We start from the raw sequence: 20,461 nt of genomic DNA, 5'->3' as shown, positions 1-20,461 counted from the left end.
TTCGGCTGCGAACACATTTATGTGGAGCCGGATAGCCAAAATCCAAGATTTTGTGCGTACCGTGGGAATGGGGAACGGAATCCCCATCAAGATTGCCAGCCGGGAAAAACCACGAAAGTGAGTTTTGAGCGGCTATGGGCGAATCTTGCGCTAAGAGAGAAAAAAGCCCCACGACTTGGAAAATCGAGAATTGTCCTTATACCTATAACATTCTGGAAGCACCTTTTGGCAACCACTTGAAAAAATATTTTTGTGAAATTTCAAAATTTGGTTGCCAAACACCCCTTTTAGAATGCTATAGGTGAAGGGAGGTATTTGATGTACCAGAAAATGACGCATACACTTGAGGATTTGAAGAAATTGGCAGCGATGGAACTTCGGGATGTGAACCGTGAAGAACTGGTGGACATCAACGATGTGGAAATCAAGAAAGACCTGTCGCAGCGAGAGCGGATGGTTGATTTTGTTTCACAGATCAAGAACCCTTACTGCTATCTTGACCGGGGAATGGTCGTAAAGATCAGTTTTGCCGGAGAGAACCGATTGGAGGACACGCTGAAAAAATGCGCAAGGACACACCGGAAATGAAAAAAGAAGAAAGCAGAAGAAAATTTGCACTTTAGCACATTAAAGCGTTGACATAAACCGTGAAATATGAGATAATGGCTTTGGGTCAAAACAGAATATGCTGATAAAGTCGATAATTTCTTGGTTTATTGTCTGAACGACAAATAGATTAGGAGGTTATCGGCTTTTTATGTTTTTTCAGGGAAATGAAAAATACAACTGCGCCACATATCTTCGTTTGTCGCGTTCGGATGGTGACCAGCAGGAGAGCAACAGCATAAAAAATCAGAGAGCGTTGCTGAACGATTACATGGGGAAGCACCCGGAATTGCACAAGTTCGATGAGTATGTGGACGATGGTTACAGCGGCACAAATTTTGAACGCCCGGATTTTAAGCGGATGATGCAGGACATTGAGAAAAGGAATGTCAACTGCATCATCGTCAAGGATTTATCTCGTTTCGGCAGAAACTACATTGAAACGGGTCGTTATCTGGAACGAATCTTTCCATTCATGGGTGTGCGCTTTATCGCCATCAACGATCATTATGACAGTGCAGAGGAAAACGATGATAAGGGCCGTATTCTAATTCCGTTCAACTATAATATCGTTGCCGATCTGGGAGAGATTCAGAATTTGACGGTGCAGGCCGCCGGCATCGGGAACAATCTCAACCAGATTGCCCGCTATTTCCACAGCGGTGGTCTGGCATCACGCGGAATGTTAGAAGAACTAAAAAGGTGCATTGCGGAAATCCGTGAACTGCGGCAGGAAATCGTTCAGCTTGGAGGTGTATACCGTGGCAATTCTAAAACACATCGCAAGTAAAAATGCCAATTACGGGAGTGCCATCGACTATCTGAAATACCAGCATGATGAATTTCATCTAGTTCCTATCCTTGATGAAAACGGGAATATGATGCTCCGGGATGAATTTTACCTTGAGGGATTGAACTGTGATCCCGAAACCTTTGACCTTGAATGCGAACTGTTGAACCAGGAGTATAACAAGAACAACACTTACGATGAAATCAAAAGCCACCATTACATCATCAGCCATGACCCCAGAGATAACGCCGACCACGATTTAACAGGAGAACGTGCACAGGCCATCGGGCTGGAATACGCAAAAGCTAATTTTCCGGGGCATCAGGCTTTGGTCTGCACCCATACAGATGGCAATAATGGAACAGGCAACATCCATACCCACATCATAATCAACAGCCTGCGCAAATCCGATATAGAGCCTCAGACCTACACCGAACGGCCAATCGACTGCAAGGCTGGATACAAGCACCACCTTACCAAAGACTATTTGAAGCACCTGCAAAAATCTTTGATGGATATTTGCCAGCGCGAAGGGCTGCATCAGGTCGATTTGCTCTCTCCTGCTGCGGATAAAATCACACAGCAGGAGTACCATGCGCAGCGGCGCGGGCAGTTGAATCTGGATATTGCAAACGGAATCTCGGAACTACATACTCCACACGTTCCATTTCCGGCTCACCGTTTTCGTTCAGTACAGCCAGACCCGTATCCTTGTCGATTTTCTCGCGTTCTTCCACTTCCTCGATGGGAGCCGGAGCAATGATCTGGATGCCCTTTTCGCCTTTTTTGACGTAGCGGTTGAACTTATTCTTCCATGCGTTAAACCCTGCCACCAGCGTGGCATCAGGCCGCTGCATAGCGATCAGCAGCGTATTGTTGAAGCTGTAATTGTGGAATTTTGCCATCGTGCGCAGATACGTCGTGTACATTTCCGATGTAAAAATGTCCTTTACACCCTGCTCCAGCCGTTCCGTGATTTCTTTCATCTGCTGTTTGCGGTCAACTGCCATGCAAGCCCTCCTTTTTCTTGACCCATCGTGTTTTCATCTGGCGCGGATATTGGTCAGCCTGTTTCGGTGCCTTCGCGCCGTTCCATTCCAAGCCTCCGGCTCTGCCCTCACAGGTATACCCGGCAGCTTTCAGGGATGCTCCATTCTCCGTATCCAGAATGTAGGTAACAACTCTGTTGTAACCCATTGCCCGTGCTGCACGGTACGCCGCCGCATACAGGATGCTGCAGGCGTTTGGTGTTCCATCTGTACACAGACGGTTGACTTCCAGCGTATAGCCATCGTCCAGCCGCCGCGCCACAGGTCTGCCGCAGATAGCAACGCCCACCAGCGCACCATTTTCCGATACGCCGATGGAAAACTTATGTCCTCGTGTCGGCTTATGGTGGCGGTGATACTGCTGTACAAATGCGTTTGCCGTTTTCAAATTGATCGGTGTTAATGTCAGCAAATGCCCTCCTTCAAAAAAAATGCCCCGCCAGACAAAACTGACGGGGCGGCTCTCATTTACAGTTCCATATCGTGACTTTTCCGCTTCTGGGATTTCTGCGGTTCTGCGCTGCGCTCTGCCTGTTTTGCATGAAGCTGCGCCAGCACAGAGGGTTTCCGCACATTGTCCGCAGTGCGCTCTGCAACGTGGCCTGCATAGTTCACAGGCTGGCGCGGCCTGTCTGCAACTTCGGTTTCGGCTGCATCCTCGTCCACTCCCAGCGCATCCTCACCGCCCTTTTCGTCCATGTTGAGCAGTGAATTCAGCTCTGCAAGTCTCGCGGATTTCTCTGCCAGTTCCGCTTCCTGCACAAAGGGTCGCTTGGCTTCTTCCTTTGCCTGCGCCAACTGCTGTTCCAAGGTTTCCAGTCTGCGTTCCACTTGCGGCAATGCTCTTTCGATGCCAGACAGTGCATTGGTAACACGCAGAATGTTGCCCTGCGGGTCTTTGCCGACTTCCATAGAGTAGTTCCATGCGCCCTTGATGGATAGCCGGAACACCTTATCGAAGCTGTCAAACCGGGAATGCAGTTCAAACGCACCGTAGCTGCCAATCCTTCCCTCGGTGCCAGCCGCTTTCAAAGCCTTGCAAGCCTCGATGATGGCCGCGCCCGCTTCCTTGCGTTCGCTGTACACCTTACCGCTGATCTCCATAGCGAAGTGGTCTTTATCCTGCGCCAGAAGCGGTTTTGCCGCTTCCATATCGTTTTTCAGGGCTTCGATCTGACCCTTTGCCGCAGTAATTTCTCGTGGATAGCGGCGCGCAATATCCGATTCCAAACTATAAACCTGACTGGTGTGATTGGCTTTTAGCAGCTTCAGCTTACTGACCTGAATATCCAAGTCCATCTTTTCCTTGATGTAGGGATTGCCCGTTGCCAGTGCCTTGATTTCGGCATAGGACAGTGCGGTATCGTCCACATCATCGCAGGCGACGGCGTAAGTTTACTGTAGGATTTGATTGTGTGAGAACCACCAATGATGCAGCAGAGTATCCGCATTTCGTCTACAAATATAGCCCTACGATACAGCACATGTCAAATCAGAGTGATTCCAGCATTGAACCAGGCAAACTTCTGCGCGATTTCGCTGACCTCATGATTCGCATGATCCACGTACTTCCCCCATTCACTGTACATCGTTTCTCCCAGCTTATGAGGATCGATGATGAATGTATCTTCAGCACCGGCAGCCTTAGGAAACTTCTGTGCCTTTACCAGCTCAAGCATATTCCCCTTGTTAAAATAATAAGCTCTTAAGTGAGCCATCTGATTTGCCCCGTCTCTGCACCATCCAAGTGGTCTGGAACTCATTCTATCTGACAGCACATGGCTCACATGTCCTTCTGCGCTGCATCCAATCAGATGGTCATCATGGCACAGTCTTGTTCTGGCAGGCATCCAGTTATGGAGAATGTAATTCGCACTTTCGGCGATACGTTCCTGTGCACTTGCCGATTCAGTCACGGACAGGATATGCTCTGTCTCATGTCCAAAGCCCTCCTGCGTACCTTTTTTGATCTGATGAACAAGTTCGCGTCTGGCATCACCGGCACTGTCCAGAAGACCACCCGTCATACGCAGTAGATACTTGTTCAGATGGAACTCATCCATCACTCTCGTGAGCCCGTGTAACCGCTTCTTTGCTCCCTGTATCCAGCTTCCGCTGTCTGCATTCAGGTATACTTTCTTTACCTTGGTGAGATCATAGGTTTCATCAAGATAATCGTATACTTCCTGCCAGAGCTTATCATTGTCTGCGCCATCATACACGCCGCAGAAATAGTGCGGGTTGATCAGTCTATGACGTTTACTTCCCGGTGCTTCTGGTTCGATTCCTTCGTACACATAAACCATCTTGGCGAGCACACAGTTGTCCTTACGATGCTGAGCATTCGTTCGGACATCACCTTTATGTTCATGAAACTGCAGCGCCACGTGGTCCTCATCTGCATCGATGTAAAGATACGGAATTTCTCGAAGCGTTTCAGGAGCCTTATGCACTTTTGTGAAATCGATTGTTCGGATCTTATCCATCACTGTTTCCTTGCTGACATCATCGAGAATGCTGACAGCCTCTCCACCCTTCCGATAGGTTGTCTGAACAGCCTCCGTAAGAAGCTGGGCCTCTGCATCCTCCGTGATGCGCTGGTGCTTTTCCAAACTGAGTTCCCGATCAAGGAGGTAGGATCTTTCTTTTGTCGTCTTGTTGATGAATAAGGTCTTACGATACTGGACGGTACCCAAAGAAGTGACCAGCTGCTTCGGATCCTTCCGGACAACACTCCATTTCTCAGATCGCTTCGGGCTTTTACGGATAGCCTCATCATAGTTCTCCAGTGTTTCAGCGATCACATCAAGCCCCAGATGGAGCACAACCTCTTTGATGGCATTAATGAAATTCGCCATATCTCTGGTACGGATGAATTCATCCTCTGCTTTTCTAAGATTTTTAATGCCTGCCGTTTCAAACTGCTGTATACTGTTAAACATAGAGAACGCCTTTCGTGATTGGTTTTGGTTTGGACGCTAAATACTTTATCACACCAAATGGTCGTTCTCTATTTTATTATCTAGGCTTTCCTACAAAAACTTTACGCTGGCCTGATAAATGCTTGTTTTCAATCGCCAATTTTATTTACAAACTATATCCTCTATCACGAATCACATCGACAACTTCGGAAACATATTTCTGACAAGTATCGTGATCAGGGGCTTCCACCATCACACGCACCACAGGCTCCGTGCCGGATTCACGAACCAGAATCCGGCCTGTATCCCCCAGTCCTTCGGCCACTTTCTTTACTGCTGTTTGCACAGCCTCATCGTTCTGTGCCGCTTTTTTATCCGTTACGCGAACATTCTCCAGCACCTGCGGATAAATTTTCAGCGCTGCTGCCAATTCGCTCATCGGCTTCTTCTTAGCCAGCATAACTTCCATCATTTTTAAACTCGTCAGGATACCATCACCCGTACTGGCGTACTTGGAGAAGATGATATGTCCACTCTGCTCGCCGCCGATACGACAGCCATTCTTGGCCATGTACTCATAAACATACTTATCGCCCACAGCGGTCTTAGCATAGCCGATACCTTGCTCATCGAAAGCCTTGTAGAGACCAAAGTTGGACATAACTGTGGTGACAACAGTATTATTTAACAGCTTACCACGTTCCTTCATGTAGCAACCGTAAATGTAAAGGATATGGTCGCCAGTGATAACATTGCCCTTTTCGTCCACACACAGGCAGCGGTCGGCATCACCATCGTAAGCAAAACCAACATCCAAGCCCTTCTCCACAACAAACTTCTGAAGGCCCTCGATATGGGTTGAACCTGCATTGTTATTGATGTTCAGACCATTCGGATTATTATTGATGACATAGGTATCTGCGCCAAGCGCATCGAACACGGACTTTGCGATATTCCAGGAGCTACCATTGGCGCAATCCAAGCCGACCTTGACACCCTTAAAGGAGTAGATGCCCATCGAGATCAGGTAGCCCATGTAGCGGTTGCGACCTGCCACATAGTCCACAGTGCAGCCGATGTGCTCACGATGAGCAAAGGGCAGCTCTGGCCAGTCCTTATCAAAGACATGGAGTTTGCCATCGATGTAGTCCTCCACCAGCAGCAGAGTTTCCTCAGGCATTTTCTCGCCGTAGCAGTCGATTAGCTTGATGCCATTGTCGTAGTACGGATTGTGACTGGCGGAGATCATAATGCCGCAATCAAAGTCATCCACGCGAGCGATGTACGCCACGGACGGGGTCGTGGTGACATGGAGTAGATAAGCATCTGCACCAGAAGCAGTCAACCCAGCCACAAGACTGTACTCGAACATGTACGAGCTGCGGCGGGTATCCTTACCAATAACAATACGAGCAGGGTCGGTGTCACCGTTGCGCTCACGGAGAGCATTATAATACCAGCCTAAAAAGCGACCAACCTTATAGGCGTGATCCGCTGTTAATGTAATTCCGGCTTCTCCACGGAAGCCGTCGGTTCCAAAGTATTTTGACATTGTTAGTTTTCCTTTACTTTTTTCTTTCCCACCATCCATGGAGCAAGTCTTACAACAACCTCATATGCCGTACTGCATATTGCCATCGTAATAGCTACCACTACCATGGCCAGTAGAAAATTTTCTCTCACTGCATCTGTACCCACATTCAACAGAATTGATACAATTTTTACTACGATTCGATACACAGGGCCGTGAATACAAAGAATAATTAGAGAAATCCGACCAAAGTATTGCAGGATTCTATTCTCGTTGATAAGTTGAGAAATCAGAATTACAGCAGCAACACCAATCAGGGCTGTTACAAACCACATGATTCCCATAGTTAAATGATAGCATGATAAGAAAAAGCTCAAAGCAAGCAGAACTATCGCTACTATTCCTGCTTCCACTTTTTTCCTTACCGCTTTCACGCTTTTTCCCGCTATGAACACACCCACAGCATAGAATCCTATGTACTTGAACACACGATCAATGCCCCAAATAAGTCCATGCATAGGAACCACAATAAAAGCTAAACTCATCAGAGCAGAAACAAGATAAGCCATTCTCCTTCCGCCTAGATTAACCAGTATATTAAAAATGATTACCGTCACAAAGAAACATGGTAAGAACCACAAATGGATGTTGAACTCCAAATTATCATAACAGCCAGAGAATAAACCGAACAAAGAATCCATAAAACTCATATCTGAATCCCGGAATCTTCTCTCAATCAATTGCCAGTAGATAAGAACCAGAAAACCGAATGAGAAATACGGAATAACGATGGTTTGGATTCTTCGCTTTATGTCTGCTAAAACTGTTTTTTCTTTATACACCCATCCTGCTGACAAGAAAAACAGCGGCATATGGAAGGAATACAACCAATTAAAGATGGTTTGATTGGAATAGATATGCCCTATAACAACAAGGATTATGCCTATCCCTTTTAACACGTCAAGCCATGATAAACGCTCTGCTCTGCTCTGCTCTGCTCTGCTCTGCTCTGCTCTGCTCTGCTCTGCTCTGCTCTGCTCTGCTCTGCTCTCAAGATTGTGTCATCTCCCAACTCTTTGTCAATATGAAAGTTTATCTTCTAATTCCAACTTTAGACAAAATAATCTTGATTTCATTTTTCAAATATTCTTTCGGTAGTATTTTCTTCATAGCAAAATCAAAACCCTTTTCTAAGTTTTCAAAGAAAAACATTCTTGATGATGGAATTCTCGATGGATATTCCAATTGATGATTTAATTGGATCGCTCTTGTAATATCCGCATCAAATAGTTCCACATTTGACTTTTTTAGTAATTCTTCTCCCTTTTTCGTTTGACAGAGAACTAAAGATATTCCCTTTTTCTTTTCCTCTTCAGACAATTCACTTCCCCATGAATCACCTAATGAAATATCTGAAACACGAGATTGCGACGCATAACGACAAGAATAACAATTCTCAGTATAATCAATACTTTTCAGGAAAGCATATGTATACATATCAACAATCCGCGGAAAACCATTATTTTCCCCTACTAATCTTAAGCCAAATGATGTTTTCTCACGGAAATTCAACCCTTCTAATTCTTCGATATCCACTGATTTTTCTTTTAAATACATCTTTAACAATTCAGGCGAAGGGGACCCATGGCATATTAAATCCACTGTATACAAATTATCTTGATTGCGTGAGAAATTTTTCAATGCAGCAACTTGACATGGCAATCCAACAAAAAGGACCTTTTTCCCTTCTTGTAGTTTCCTTTCAATATCTATATATATTGTTTTTGGATTACTTTTAACATATTTAGATCCTACAAATTGCTCAGCTCTTTGGGTCGAATTTGTCAATTCAAAAACGAATTCTCCCTTATTAAGCATACACGAAGCAACATATCCACCATTTTTAATAAATGAATATATAATTGATGAAGCAATTCCTCCTGAAGATGCATTACTTCTGATTTCAGGATTCAATGCCCATCCTTCTTTCCAAAAGATAGGGTTAACCTGCTCCACGCATTTTACATTAGGACAAATTTTTTCACACAACCCACAATTCACGCACTTTACTTCATCAATTACGGCATTATATGTCTTGTAATCATCTACAATAGTAATAGCACTCTTTTTGCACATATTTATGCAGGCCATACAACCAGCACACATATCCTTAGCGCACACGGTTTTCATGCAAAAGCACCTCCCGTGATAGGCACAAGAATATACGCTGGTTTCTTTATTATAACATTATTTCTTATACCCCCCCCACACACAGTTTTTGCAGCCTTCTTAGATCCTATAGCTTTTCTAATAGCCATGAGCCTTGGTGAAATAAAATAGCAACACCACATAATTTTTTTCTTAATACTTTTTTCCATTTTTAATGGCAAAAATATGTTTTTCCTAAGGTTAGAAACACACTCCTTATACGTTTCTTTATATTCTAAAATCATATTAGATCGAACAAGGCCATCAATTATACTTCTATTGAAACAATACCTGTGATATTCCCATGCTTTCTCAATATCAATGTTCTTTTTTATCCATGCTTCCTTTTGCAATTCTAAAGATTTGATTCCACACAAGTTACTCTTTAAATTGAATTTTCTCATCGCACTATCAGGATTAAAAGTTTGATGGTAAACTGCACTTTCACCAACTGCCACACTGTTTACATGTTGTAGAAACTCAACATTAAAAAGCATTCCTTCACCATACCATATTTTTTCATTAAATTTTATATAATTCTCTTCGAGCACACTCCTTCGATACATCTTATTCCAAACTGCTACAAAAAGATCTCCCAAATAAATCCACTCAATAGCTTTTTCCGCACTAATCACAGAAAAATTATTATTTGATATATCATTGCAACCTGAATAATTATTCTTATTCATCACAACATCGCAGCTTGATTTCTCTAGTAAATCAACAAAATATGTCACATAGTTAGCATCAACCCAATCATCTCCATCGACAAAGGTGATATACTCACCTGAAGCGACAGCCATTCCTGCATTTCTAGCACTAGAAACGCCATGATTCTCTTGATGTATTACCACTATTCGATTGTCTTCCTCTTTCAGTCTATCAATGATATAACCACTTTTATCAGGAGAACCATCGTCAACAAGAATTACTTCTATATTTCCATAATCTTGTTTTAATAATGATCTAACACACTTATCAATATACTTTTCAACATTATATACTGGAACAATAATGCTAACCAACTTCTGCATTAGCTCACCCGCTTCCTTTGAATTTTATTTAGAAAAAACTGTAACATCGGAATCCAAGTTTTGGAAAACACCGTAAATCCAATCAAAAGAATCACAAGTTGAAGAAGGAATCCTTTCATTCCATCTACAAACATTAAAATTGCAGACACAAGCATTAATAACGAACCTAAAATGAATTCCTTATACATAATATCATACTTAATATATTTTCTAGTGTGGAACACACGGAACATAAAAACAGCAATATAACTTATACATGTTGCTAATGCAGCACCATAGACTCCTATCACTGGAATCAAGATAAAATTCAATAGTATATTAAACACTGCGCCAAACGATCCAGAAAACAAATAGCCAAAACTATCCTTATGTACAGTATAACTTGTTGCCATGAATGTGCCCAATGTTAAATAAACACATCCAATAATCAAAAACGGAGTATACTTCCAAGCGTCATAATAACTATCCGCCACATAAACTCCCAAGAATGGTTTTGTTAATAGTAAAAGGCCAATTCCCATCATAAACGCAATTGCAGAAAGTGTTTTGAACATTTTATTGTTGTATTCAGTTTCATCACTCGTGCCTTCTTCACGAATCGCAGAATAACTCCATGCTTGATTAAATATTCCTGTCAGCGTTGATACAAGGGTTGGAAGTTTATAAGAAACAGCATAGATTCCGTTAGCCGCTGCACCAATCATGTAGGTCACCATAACCCTATCTGAAGAATTCATGATCCACCACATAAATGTGTTCGGGATAAGAACAACCGAATACCGAATCATCTCTTTGAGTTTGCAGCGATCTATGTTGTGAAAAGAGAACGCTTTATAGCCTTTTCCTGCAATAATGGCATAAATCGCAACTATAAAGTTTGCAATGATATATGCCAATAAATATCCACCTGTTTCCATTTTAAAGACAAGTAAAAATGTTATATTTAAAATCGCTATCATCAATGTCTGAAGGATATTTCCAAGTGAATACTTAAGTAACAATTCCTTTCCGCGTAAATCGCATAGAAACAGTTGACTAGCAGATAAAGAAATGACATAAAAATAAACATACATCGCATAGTCAGATACTTCTGTGATGCATCTGCATATTGGAATTAAAACCAGTCCAATTATCATCGCAATAAGTAGAACTATGCTTCCACACTGTGTGTTTTTTTCCTTATCTGCATCTTTGTCTAACCCGAACCGCATAACCGACTCAGCAATATTCAATGTAAGCATTGGCCCTGCAACTGTACTAATAGTAGTTATAAGATCCACCGTACCATACTGACTCGTTGTTAAAACATTAGTATACAATGGAATCAAGAAAAAAGAAATCATCCTAGAGCCAATATTGCCAAGTGTAAAAATCAATGTGTTTTTTAATAAGTATCTATTTCTTGACTCACTACCCATTTTAAATATTTTCCTTTAAATACAACGTTGTTTTTTTACGCTCTTGTTCAATTATTTGATTAGTTTTATAAAAATCAACTTCGGTATTATATAATCGCTCAATATCCTCTAGTTTTTCCACTTTTCTATCCAATTTATCAAGTTTATTAAGTAATGCTTCTAATTTATTGCGATTTGAATCTCTTACCAGTGTACAAAATTTTGTATTCATTTTAATAGAGAAGACTGTACCATGAAATGTATCCGTAATGACATAATCTGCATTTTTGAAATAGGAAAATACATACAACGGATTGCAAATTATATTTTTATCCGCAATATTTGAATAATGTCCAACACATATAATCCTCTTATTGTGCCTTTTTGCAAATTTTTTTATATAGTTTTCTTCTTCTCTGCTTAATCTGCCCGTGTATGCATATAAAATGATATAATCTCTTTCATAAGTCGTATACTCTGCAATTTCTTGTGTAAAATCATACATCAGAACTGGATCCATATGAATTTCCGGAGAGTAACCGAGCAATTGCCTAACAATATGAGCACTATTTTCATCACGCACAGAAATAGCTGCAAATCTTGACAGCATTGTTTTAATTTCGTGTGCAATTCCTGTATCTACCAAATCTTCATAACGTGTGCTTCCAAAAGAAGCCGCATATGAAACAATCTTGGAGTGTGCATATCCATCTCCAAATAACTGCTTAGAATATCCTACTGGATATGGTTGAAGGCAATTAAATACTTCATCACTTCCAATCACTAACGTGTCAACCTCACAGTCATAATTCAGTTTATCAACCCCAATATTCTTTAAATCCAGGATTAAATTTCTTTCTATTTCTTTGAAAAAGTTCTTTTTTTTCAGATAATTCCATGGGGTTCTGTTTTTCAGAATCTTATCCACTATGCTTTCAGCTTTAGACTGCGGTTTTTTTAATCTATTTGTAATATCAACACCAAATCTGTAATCTATAAATTCAACTTCTGATTTTGAAACCGACTCAATCATTTTTTTCAAACCATACGCTTGCAAAAAAGATCCATAATTAATAATCCTTTGCATAGACATAATACCGATTTTTTTATCCATTTACTCGTTTCTCCTCTATCTCATAAATATATACGGTACTGTTTGATGCGCACCAACAAATACAAAATAGTACCACCAATAAAACATATAATATCCTATGATTAACGGTCGAATAATTATTCCGCTTTTTCTTGGTTTTAATGCACTCATTGCCTGTGATATGACAAGCACCTCAAAAATCGCAAAGTATAAAGCAATTCTTCCACCATACCCGCTCACACTGGTAAACTGTGAAAACAAGACTGCATATACCTCCATAACCAAGAAAAATGAAATGTCTTCTCCATCTTTTCTCAAATATCTATAACTCCAGATGATCAATATTATTTGAGGAATACGGATTAAAAGCTGGTTTGGCATAAAAACCAATTTTCCTGTAACGTAGCTGACATATTCCCCAAATCCAACAGCCGACAAAGCAGACACAATCGCGGACATCATAATCATCACTACGAAACCAATCCCCATAGATATCAGCATTCTAGGAGTTTCATTTCTCTTACTAACATTGTTTCCTGTTATGCTCAAAGTTGTTCCTTTGACAATATAATCATACAGAAGATAAATCAGTAATATCAGCAATGAGCTTGTGTGGAATAAGAAAGCAATAATCACACAGATAAACGAATTTTTCTTTTCTGCATTTTTCCAATATTCAAATCCCAGGACTCCTAAAGACATAGCGATTGACTGACGCATCATATTCATCGAGGGATTATAAAATGCCATGCAAAAAACAAACATCGCCATCCCAAGGCTTGTGTTCTTATCTTTTCTAACGGCAACATATAGTGGCAGAATCACACATAATTCCAGTATAGTTTGAACGCAATATAATGAACCTGTAATTTTTGTTACAATCAAAACTAATAACGGAAACAATGGTTCCATATCCTTCACATAATCTGTTGTCCATGTGAAAGCATGGAAAGATGAGTTCAAATACTCACCAATGCTATGGCTTCTTTTCGCTGCCTCATAAACAGGCATTAAATAAACTCGTGTATCTGTTCCAACACCCACCGCTCTCATTCCTGCTAACAAACACAATGCCATAACTGATATGAATACAATCGGTTTCCTTTGTGTATATTTCACCCGATCAGAAAGCGCAAAAAGACCTATCGAAATCATAAATACAACAATATATGGTGTCATCTCTTTTTGCCTCCCCTCTTTACACCTTCCACTTCCTGTTTCTCGCAACGACAACCTTAAGTGCTATTCTATTTCCAAATAATGATATCGCAGCAAAAGCCCGTAATCTCTTTGGGGCATTACCATCTTTTAGCACATTTATTCGATGTGCTTTCAAGATGCTCTGAATACGCTTATTCCGGAATTCTAAAGGCTGTGGATTTCTTGCTGCAATATCATATATGACATTTATATATTGAGTCGATAATGCATTATCAAACTGCGTTTTTCCTTTTACCGCTCCGGCGATATCATCAACAGCATCTAAAGCTTCTAAATGCTTTTCCTTATAACCTGAGACAACTATACTTCCTTCATCCCGGTAATAGTAGAAATAGCCATCAAATTCTACATAAGTTACGCTCTTACTCTTCAAGATTGTTTTATAGATTGTAAAAAGATCTTCAGAGAATTTACCATATGGAAATTCCACACCCTTAAATAGGTTTCTCTTAAAAAGTTTACCACACGCAGATGTGCCAAATGGTATACCATATAGCATACTAATCAAAGCATCTTCGGATTTAAAATTAGACGTTTTCCAAGCTGTTGAAGTGTTTTTCTCATCTCGCTTACTCGTTCTCTTCATATTTGCAATAGCTATGTCGGATTTATTCTCTAACATAGCTTCAAAGAGAATTTCTATAAAGTCTTTTGAAATGTAATCATCACTGTCAACAAAAGTGATTAAATCCCCTGTCGCAACCTTCATACCTGCATTTCTGGCATCAGACAGACCACCATTTTTCTTGTGAACAACCTTAATCCTCGTATCCATTTTCTCATAATCATCACACATTTTCCCGCATGAATCCGGAGACTCATCGTCCACTAAAATTACCTCGATATTCTTATATGTTTGAAAAAGAATCGAATCAACACATTCATTCAGATAAGATTCAACATTATATATTGGTACAACAACACTAACCAGCGACGTCACATCTTTATTCTTCATATTTTCTGTCATTGCTTAATACTTCCTGATATATGTTCTTCATGGCGGCAATAGATTTAGATACATCAAATTCTTCTGCCTTTTTTTTGCAAGCAGCTGCCATCTGGTTCCTTGCTTCCGGAGTCAGGTTTACGATATTTTCAATAGCTTCTGCAAACTGATGTGCATCGTACGGATCACAAAGATATCCTGTTTTTCCCGGAATTACATATTCTCTTATCCCCTGCACATCAGATCCCACAACAGGTACACCTGATGCAAGTGCCTCCACTCCCGTCATTCCAAATCCTTCTCTTACGGATGGAATAACAGCAACATCCGCACATGCATTTATCTCTGGAATATCAAGTCTATGTCCTGCCAAGAAAATCCTGACTCCTAATCTGGAGGCTGTTTCTTTGAGTTCTTCCTCGATTGTTGAATTAACAACTGCTGTTCCGCAGATTACAAATATGTACTGTTCTTTTCTATCAAGCGTTCCTAAGGCTTCTATAATAATTTTCTGGTTTTTTCTCGATGACAATTCACCCACAGCTAAAACCATATGATCTTTTGAGTTTACGCCAAATGATGCTCTATACTCATCTCTGTTAATTCTTAAATTTGCAAACCTATGATTATCTAAGCCAACGCTCGGAATAACATAAACCTTGGGGCAATGCATTTTTTTTGCATTACCATAGTCCTCATGATTTATCGTAATAATAGCATCACAAAATCTTGACATTAGCTTTTCAGCTGTAAAATAAACAATCCAACTCTTTTTTGATGATTTGTCTGTGAATGCAAATCCATGTGTGGTATATATAACTGTTGTTCCAGCTTTTCTATATTTCCTTGCAGCCATTCTGGTTAAAATGCCAACAATAGGTGTATGACAATGAATCAAATCATACTTATTCGTTTTCAAAATAAGTTTTAATTGTTTATAAGCCTGAATATTTTGAGTTGACACCGGGCTTTTTGTATCAAATTCTACCTGATAATGTGCAATCCCCATTTCTTCCAGTTTAGGAATTTCAATCAGGTTAGGGCCTGCCGCAGAATTTTCATTCATTGCCACTGACACTTCATATCCCATTTCTTGAAGTGTCGCGATATCATTCCACAGAAAATGTAGAAAACCAGCAAGATTCACAACTATCAATGCTTTCTTTTTCATCCGTTCTCCTTATGCTGTTTCCCATTTATTAGTTCTTCGTAAATTTTGCAGAGTTTCTCTATATAGTTTTCCGCATCGCATCGCTTTTTTGCATACGCTACTATGCGCGCGCTCATATTTCTATACTCGGTTTCTGTCAAGTTTAAAGCTTTCTGAATAGCTATTGCAAAGCTATCAGGATTTCCCGGTTCTGCCAGATATCCAGTTTCACCATCTTGTACAATTTCAGAAAGACCTGCAATATCACTTGCAACAACAATCTTCCCTTTAGCCAAGGCCTGTAATGCAACAAATGCCCCATTTTCATACCATTCTGACGGTACAAGAACAACTTTGGCGCGTTCAATTATACGATCCATTTCTTCGCCGAAAATCGCACCGTTTACTTGAACGCGACCCTCAAGATTGTGTTCCTTAACAAAATTTTTTATTCTTTCTTCTTCCGATCCCTTACCAACCAGAACCAATTTTTCATCACAATGCATCTTGGCATATGCCTTTAAAATTGTCAAAACGCCTTTTTCTCTTGCATATCTTCCAAAATACAGAATATAATTGTCATGCTCATAATAGGCTTTATACTCCTGATTTATCGGCAAGAAATTATTCATCTTGATTATTGGTGAATGCGTAAAATGAGCTTTTTCCACTAAATTTTTATAAAAATTGCATTCCGCAATATATAAGTCAATTTTGTCATAATAATGTCCATATCTAAGAAATTGAGCTTCTGTATATGCCAATACACTCTTTGCAAGAGAGCCCTTCATGCACTTATTTTTCACACAATTCCAATATCCTTTTGTTGCACAATCACTGCATATAGTTCCATCTTGTCGCAGCATAGTATAACAAGGACATACTGCTGTCAATTCATGCAAGTGCATCACAACCGGAATGTTATATTTCTTCAAAACATCAACTACCGAAAATGTAATCTGGCGATGCAACAATCCAATATGGGCAATGTCTGGCTTTTCATCCCGAATTAGTTTTTCGATGTTATGTTTAGATTCAAAAGAATATATTAATTTAATTCCCATTTTGATTTTCTTAAATGTACTCAAATTGGGATCATTATAATCCACATTGGAAACAAAATATTTATCTTGCGCACACGGTATATTTCTTTCATCATACATTGAAAAGAAAATGACTTCATGCCCTGCTGCAGTTAACGCCTCTGCCAAATTATAATGGAACGTTTCTGTTCCACCCAACATATAATGAAACTTATGTATTAATAGTATTTTCATATTGTTATTCCTCTCTTTGGTGCAATTTTTCTTTTAACAGAGAAAAGGAATCATAATGTAGGTCTTTATCCGCAATAATTGGCATCTCATTTTCTTTTATGGGCCAATTTATCTTCAACTCTGTATCATTCCACGGTATTCCAATCTCATCATTCGGATGCCAATAGTCAGAAACTTTAAAACATACCACCGCAATATCAGAAATCACATAAAATCCATGTGCAAAGCCTTCTGGAATGTAAAATTGCTTTTTATTATCTGATGAGAGTTCAACACCATACCACTCTCCATATGTTGGAGAACCAATTCGCGTATCTACAGCAACATCATATATTACCCCTCTTACAACCCTAACCAATTTTCCTTGTGGGAATTTTTTTTGAACATGTAAGCCACGGAGAACACCCTTGCCACTCATCGATTGATTCTCCTGAACAAAAGTCATATCCAGACCGTCTTTCATCCATTCTTGCTTGTTATACGTTTCAAAAACCAAGTCTTCATCATGTCTATATATAGTTGGATTTATAATATATAATCCCTCTATTATTGTTTCTTCAATCGATAAATGTCGGCTCATACTCTCACCTAAATGCAACCAATCTTTTTGTCACTCTTTTATAAATTGTCAATCCCGTTACCAGTAAAGCTACCAACAATATATATGTCGCCATATATCTGACAATCGAATTTTCATTTTGTCCTGTAATACCGGTTTTCTCTATAATTCTAAATACAACCATGTGAGATAAATACATTTCCATGCTTAAATTACTAATATAATTTGTAAATTTATTATTCATTAGCCTGTTGTCATATCCTAAAGACAATCCCAACCATCCAGTATAAAGCAACAAAGTTTTAACAACCACAATATCGATAGAATCTATTGCATTAGGAGTACTGTAATAGCCTACCGTCAGAACCAGCACAGCACAAAGACTAATTCCTTTAAAGCGATTTACAAAGTTCTCAATTTCATCCTTATATAAATATACAATCCCACCTATGAGGAAAAACGGCAGGCAATACAAGAATGAATGACGCATCACAAAATCTTCTGTAACAAATCTGTCTGTCATAAAATAGCACTGGCACATATATGTAATCGCTAAAGAAATCACAAAGGACATAATTCCTCTTTTTTTGTTATAAAGAAGGAAAACAATTAACGGGAATATAATATAGAAGGCAAAAATAGCTCCCAGTGTCCATGCAACTCCAATTGTGCTTAGTGTATTGTTTGGTAAAAATCCAAACAACATTGTTATTTCCATAAATCCTTCACATAATGTTTCCGGGCTGAATTCAATAACCAGGTCCAAAAGAATCAGTATTGCGAAGAAGGGAACTGTTCTTCTATATCTTTTTGAATAGAATTTATTCAAATCACACGTTCCTGTTTTTAATTCACGATAATAACCGTTGCACATTCCAAAACCGCTGATCATCATAAATAGATACACCAGATAATCAAATGATGGTATAACTATATCTAGTCCCCCCCGTACTAAAACCGGTATTCGCTTTAATATGCCACGCTATAATTGCCAAACAACCAAACGTTCTGAGGGCATCAATATTCCCATATTTTTTTGTATCACTCATTGCCTATTTCCTCACAAATACATTTTCATACTGCCTGCAAATCTTATCCCATGTGTACTCTTCCGCCACACGCTTTTTGGCCCTGCGGCCCATCTCTGCGATTTCATCTACACTCATTTGGTCTGCCTTATTAATGAGCTTTGCAAGGCTGCCCGGCTTGCGGCTCCAATACAAAGCGCAATCCTCTGCCACTTCTTTGTTGAATCCAACATCAACCAATAAGTTCAAATCGGTACTTCCAAGGGCTTCAATCAGCGATGGGTTTGTACCGCCAACCGTGTGTCCGTGGAAATACGCATAGGCATTTTCTCGAATCTTCTTCAACAGTTCCTGATCATAAACGGTTCCGACAAACTTAATACGCTTGTCACCCTTGAAATGTAGCTTTTCCTCAAGTTCATTCAAAAACTTATCGTTCACATTGGTGATGATAGCAAAGTCTTTTTTGCTCCTACTCTTCATAAACTCTCGAATCATAACTTCAAAAGAGTTTTCTGGCACAAAGCGACCTACAACAAGATAATAGCCCTTTTTAGTCAATCCTTTTTCCTTATACCAGCTCACCAGTTTTTCATCATCGTCAGCCAGCTTACTAAGGGTAAGATCCGCACCGTACGCAATGAAGGTTGTTTTCGGACTACTTCCTTTGATGCCCTTACCGTCATAGCATTCATGGATGTACTTTTCGATATTCACAGAATCACAGATTGCAAGGTCGCAATACTTGACCATCATCTGCTCAGAAATCTTCCAATACTTCCGAATTGGTGCAGACCATTTAGCTCGCATCCACTCATGTCCATCTGGATTCAAGAACACAGTACCACCCAGTTTATGGATTTCTCTGTAAAAATGACCAGCAAAAGGCCCAATGCGGCAAGCCATGATGTAAACTATCGGATGAGGGATATGGTTTTTCTTGATATGTTCGCAACAAGCCTTTAGTGCAGCAACATCATAATAAATAGCCTGTGCAGAGCCAATCTGAGGAACATCTATTTTGAAGCAGTGGGCATTGTGAAATTCAAACTCGTGATCATTGATCTTTGTCACGCCCTCAAACTTGCTCTCATCCATGCAACCGTCACCGTTGGCTTTGCAGGCAACATGATATTTAATGTTTTCTTTATTCTGGTGATACTCCGTGAGCTTGTAGACAAAGGTCTCATACCCTCCGTAAGCCCCCAATGACTTCGCGCCCACAAGATATACATGCTGTATTTCTTTCTTTGAATCCATTACTCTATTCCATCCTCACATTTTTATCGCTAATGTTGCACCCATTCCCTTATGGACAAAACAAACCTACGGCGGGTCGCACAAAGACAATCCACCGTAGGCTTGAACTCTCCTTCAATCTTTATTTGTTGCTCCTTTTTGTGGGTCAAAACAGAGCTTTCCAAAAAGCCTCCTACATATAACCCCGGATTTTCCGCATCTTGCAGTTTTTCAACAAATAAAACATTTGAAGGACAACTCAAGCAGTCAAAACCCTTTAGTTATCGTAGGTTTTCTTGGTTGACCCTATTATATCTCTAGCCCCAGTTCCGGCTACAGCAATTTTCAAATCCTTAAAATCTCTCATGATTACTTTCTCCTCTCTCTTTGCGTTTTTATTTTGAAAACACAC

The 20,461-nt window shown here is 40.1% G+C and carries 19 protein-coding genes and 1 pseudogene; 3 read left to right on the top strand and 17 right to left on the bottom strand.

Annotated features, from left to right (window positions below):
- Positions 1 to 318: 318 nt before the first annotated feature.
- The 3 genes and pseudogenes from AAAU26_RS10800 to AAAU26_RS14550 all read left to right on the top strand — a co-directional run.
- On the top strand, positions 319 to 588 hold the full coding sequence (locus tag AAAU26_RS10800) for a DUF6870 family protein (RefSeq protein WP_117529435.1): 270 nt from the start codon (positions 319 to 321) through the stop codon (positions 586 to 588).
- Between the two features lie 169 nt (positions 589 to 757).
- Positions 758 to 1,396, top strand: coding sequence for a recombinase family protein (locus AAAU26_RS10795; protein WP_217211942.1), 639 nt, complete (start codon positions 758 to 760; stop codon positions 1,394 to 1,396).
- 88 nt (positions 1,397 to 1,484) lie between these two features.
- Positions 1,485 to 1,874: pseudogene (locus AAAU26_RS14550) on the top strand (relaxase/mobilization nuclease domain-containing protein); the annotation flags it as partial.
- Between the two features lie 97 nt (positions 1,875 to 1,971).
- Here the strand turns inward: AAAU26_RS14550 and AAAU26_RS10785 are convergent.
- From AAAU26_RS10785 to cps2T, 17 genes are all read right to left on the bottom strand, one after another.
- Positions 1,972 to 2,406, bottom strand: a complete 435-nt coding sequence (locus AAAU26_RS10785; protein WP_320443576.1) for an ArdC family protein — start codon at positions 2,404 to 2,406, stop codon at positions 1,972 to 1,974.
- Positions 2,396 to 2,857, bottom strand: coding sequence for an XF1762 family protein (locus AAAU26_RS10780; RefSeq protein ID WP_217211936.1), 462 nt, complete (start codon positions 2,855 to 2,857; stop codon positions 2,396 to 2,398). The genes AAAU26_RS10785 and AAAU26_RS10780 overlap by 11 nt, the downstream gene beginning before the upstream one ends.
- A gap of 56 nt (positions 2,858 to 2,913) precedes the next feature.
- On the bottom strand, positions 2,914 to 3,816 hold the full coding sequence (locus AAAU26_RS10775; protein ID WP_217211934.1) for a helicase: 903 nt from the start codon (positions 3,814 to 3,816) through the stop codon (positions 2,914 to 2,916).
- Positions 3,817 to 3,932: 116 nt separating this feature from the next.
- Complete coding sequence (locus AAAU26_RS10770; protein WP_217211932.1) at positions 3,933 to 5,387, bottom strand: ISLre2 family transposase; 1,455 nt, start codon at positions 5,385 to 5,387, stop codon at positions 3,933 to 3,935.
- A gap of 145 nt (positions 5,388 to 5,532) precedes the next feature.
- Positions 5,533 to 6,918 (bottom strand): phosphoglucosamine mutase, encoded by a 1,386-nt coding sequence (gene glmM, locus AAAU26_RS10765; RefSeq protein ID WP_217211931.1) that lies wholly within the window; start codon positions 6,916 to 6,918, stop codon positions 5,533 to 5,535.
- A gap of 2 nt (positions 6,919 to 6,920) precedes the next feature.
- On the bottom strand, positions 6,921 to 7,856 hold the full coding sequence (locus AAAU26_RS10760) for an acyltransferase family protein (RefSeq protein ID WP_217211929.1): 936 nt from the start codon (positions 7,854 to 7,856) through the stop codon (positions 6,921 to 6,923).
- Positions 7,857 to 7,989: 133 nt separating this feature from the next.
- Positions 7,990 to 9,087 (bottom strand): Coenzyme F420 hydrogenase/dehydrogenase, beta subunit C-terminal domain, encoded by a 1,098-nt coding sequence (locus tag AAAU26_RS10755; RefSeq protein ID WP_227618977.1) that lies wholly within the window; start codon positions 9,085 to 9,087, stop codon positions 7,990 to 7,992.
- The gene (locus AAAU26_RS10750; RefSeq protein ID WP_227618976.1) at positions 9,084 to 10,139 is read right to left on the bottom strand and encodes a glycosyltransferase family 2 protein; all 1,056 of its coding nucleotides are present in this window, start codon (positions 10,137 to 10,139) and stop codon (positions 9,084 to 9,086) included. Before AAAU26_RS10750 ends, AAAU26_RS10755 begins: the two co-directional genes overlap by 4 nt.
- On the bottom strand, positions 10,139 to 11,557 hold the full coding sequence (locus tag AAAU26_RS10745) for an oligosaccharide flippase family protein (protein WP_227618975.1): 1,419 nt from the start codon (positions 11,555 to 11,557) through the stop codon (positions 10,139 to 10,141). Before AAAU26_RS10745 ends, AAAU26_RS10750 begins: the two co-directional genes overlap by 1 nt.
- Position 11,558: 1 nt before the next feature.
- Positions 11,559 to 12,650, bottom strand: coding sequence for a polysaccharide pyruvyl transferase family protein (locus AAAU26_RS10740; RefSeq protein ID WP_112147841.1), 1,092 nt, complete (start codon positions 12,648 to 12,650; stop codon positions 11,559 to 11,561).
- 15 nt (positions 12,651 to 12,665) lie between these two features.
- The gene (locus AAAU26_RS10735; RefSeq protein WP_217211923.1) at positions 12,666 to 13,808 is read right to left on the bottom strand and encodes an EpsG family protein; all 1,143 of its coding nucleotides are present in this window, start codon (positions 13,806 to 13,808) and stop codon (positions 12,666 to 12,668) included.
- 19 nt (positions 13,809 to 13,827) lie between these two features.
- A complete protein-coding gene (locus AAAU26_RS10730) occupies positions 13,828 to 14,817 on the bottom strand; it encodes a glycosyltransferase family 2 protein (RefSeq protein ID WP_227618974.1) in 990 nt (329 codons plus the stop codon).
- Complete coding sequence (locus AAAU26_RS10725; protein WP_217211921.1) at positions 14,795 to 15,967, bottom strand: glycosyltransferase family 4 protein; 1,173 nt, start codon at positions 15,965 to 15,967, stop codon at positions 14,795 to 14,797. The genes AAAU26_RS10730 and AAAU26_RS10725 overlap by 23 nt, the downstream gene beginning before the upstream one ends.
- Positions 15,964 to 17,223 (bottom strand): glycosyltransferase, encoded by a 1,260-nt coding sequence (locus AAAU26_RS10720; protein WP_176930458.1) that lies wholly within the window; start codon positions 17,221 to 17,223, stop codon positions 15,964 to 15,966. Before AAAU26_RS10720 ends, AAAU26_RS10725 begins: the two co-directional genes overlap by 4 nt.
- A gap of 4 nt (positions 17,224 to 17,227) precedes the next feature.
- Entirely contained in the window at positions 17,228 to 17,803 is a 576-nt protein-coding gene (rfbC, locus tag AAAU26_RS10715) for a dTDP-4-dehydrorhamnose 3,5-epimerase (protein WP_176930460.1), read from the bottom strand.
- A gap of 4 nt (positions 17,804 to 17,807) precedes the next feature.
- Positions 17,808 to 18,692 carry an acyltransferase family protein gene (locus AAAU26_RS10710; protein ID WP_265104231.1) on the bottom strand — a complete coding sequence of 295 codons (885 nt, stop codon included), beginning with the start codon at positions 18,690 to 18,692 and terminating at the stop codon, positions 17,808 to 17,810.
- Between the two features lie 142 nt (positions 18,693 to 18,834).
- Positions 18,835 to 20,070, bottom strand: coding sequence for a beta 1-4 rhamnosyltransferase Cps2T (gene cps2T / locus AAAU26_RS10705; protein WP_176930464.1), 1,236 nt, complete (start codon positions 20,068 to 20,070; stop codon positions 18,835 to 18,837).
- Positions 20,071 to 20,461: the final 391 nt, after the last annotated feature.

Source organism: Faecalibacterium longum (assembly GCF_040094125.1).
Classification (GTDB): Bacteria; Bacillota; Clostridia; order Oscillospirales; family Ruminococcaceae; genus Faecalibacterium; species Faecalibacterium longum.
This window is presented reverse-complemented; position numbering and strand designations above follow the sequence as displayed.

Bases quoted from the DNA above. Each gene is read 5' to 3' on its own strand.
- AAAU26_RS10750 (WP_227618976.1), bottom strand. From the start codon at position 10,139: ATGCAGAAGTTGGTTAGCATTATTGTTCCAGTATATAATGTTGAAAAG.
- AAAU26_RS10735 (WP_217211923.1), bottom strand. From the start codon at position 13,808: ATGACACCATATATTGTTGTATTTATGATTTCGATAGGTCTTTTTGCG.
- AAAU26_RS10725 (WP_217211921.1), bottom strand. From the start codon at position 15,967: ATGAAAAAGAAAGCATTGATAGTTGTGAATCTTGCTGGTTTTCTACAT.
- AAAU26_RS10770 (WP_217211932.1), bottom strand. From the start codon at position 5,387: ATGTTTAACAGTATACAGCAGTTTGAAACGGCAGGCATTAAAAATCTT.
- glmM (WP_217211931.1), bottom strand. From the start codon at position 6,918: ATGTCAAAATACTTTGGAACCGACGGCTTCCGTGGAGAAGCCGGAATT.
- AAAU26_RS10740 (WP_112147841.1), bottom strand. From the start codon at position 12,650: ATGGATAAAAAAATCGGTATTATGTCTATGCAAAGGATTATTAATTAT.
- AAAU26_RS10785 (WP_320443576.1), bottom strand. From the start codon at position 2,406: ATGGCAGTTGACCGCAAACAGCAGATGAAAGAAATCACGGAACGGCTG.
- cps2T (WP_176930464.1), bottom strand. From the start codon at position 20,070: ATGGATTCAAAGAAAGAAATACAGCATGTATATCTTGTGGGCGCGAAG.
- AAAU26_RS10720 (WP_176930458.1), bottom strand. From the start codon at position 17,223: ATGAAAATACTATTAATACATAAGTTTCATTATATGTTGGGTGGAACA.
- AAAU26_RS10730 (WP_227618974.1), bottom strand. From the start codon at position 14,817: ATGACAGAAAATATGAAGAATAAAGATGTGACGTCGCTGGTTAGTGTT.
- AAAU26_RS10800 (WP_117529435.1), top strand. From the start codon at position 319: ATGTACCAGAAAATGACGCATACACTTGAGGATTTGAAGAAATTGGCA.
- rfbC (WP_176930460.1), bottom strand. From the start codon at position 17,803: ATGAGCCGACATTTATCGATTGAAGAAACAATAATAGAGGGATTATAT.
- AAAU26_RS10745 (WP_227618975.1), bottom strand. From the start codon at position 11,557: ATGGGTAGTGAGTCAAGAAATAGATACTTATTAAAAAACACATTGATT.
- AAAU26_RS10795 (WP_217211942.1), top strand. From the start codon at position 758: ATGTTTTTTCAGGGAAATGAAAAATACAACTGCGCCACATATCTTCGT.
- AAAU26_RS10755 (WP_227618977.1), bottom strand. From the start codon at position 9,087: ATGAAAACCGTGTGCGCTAAGGATATGTGTGCTGGTTGTATGGCCTGC.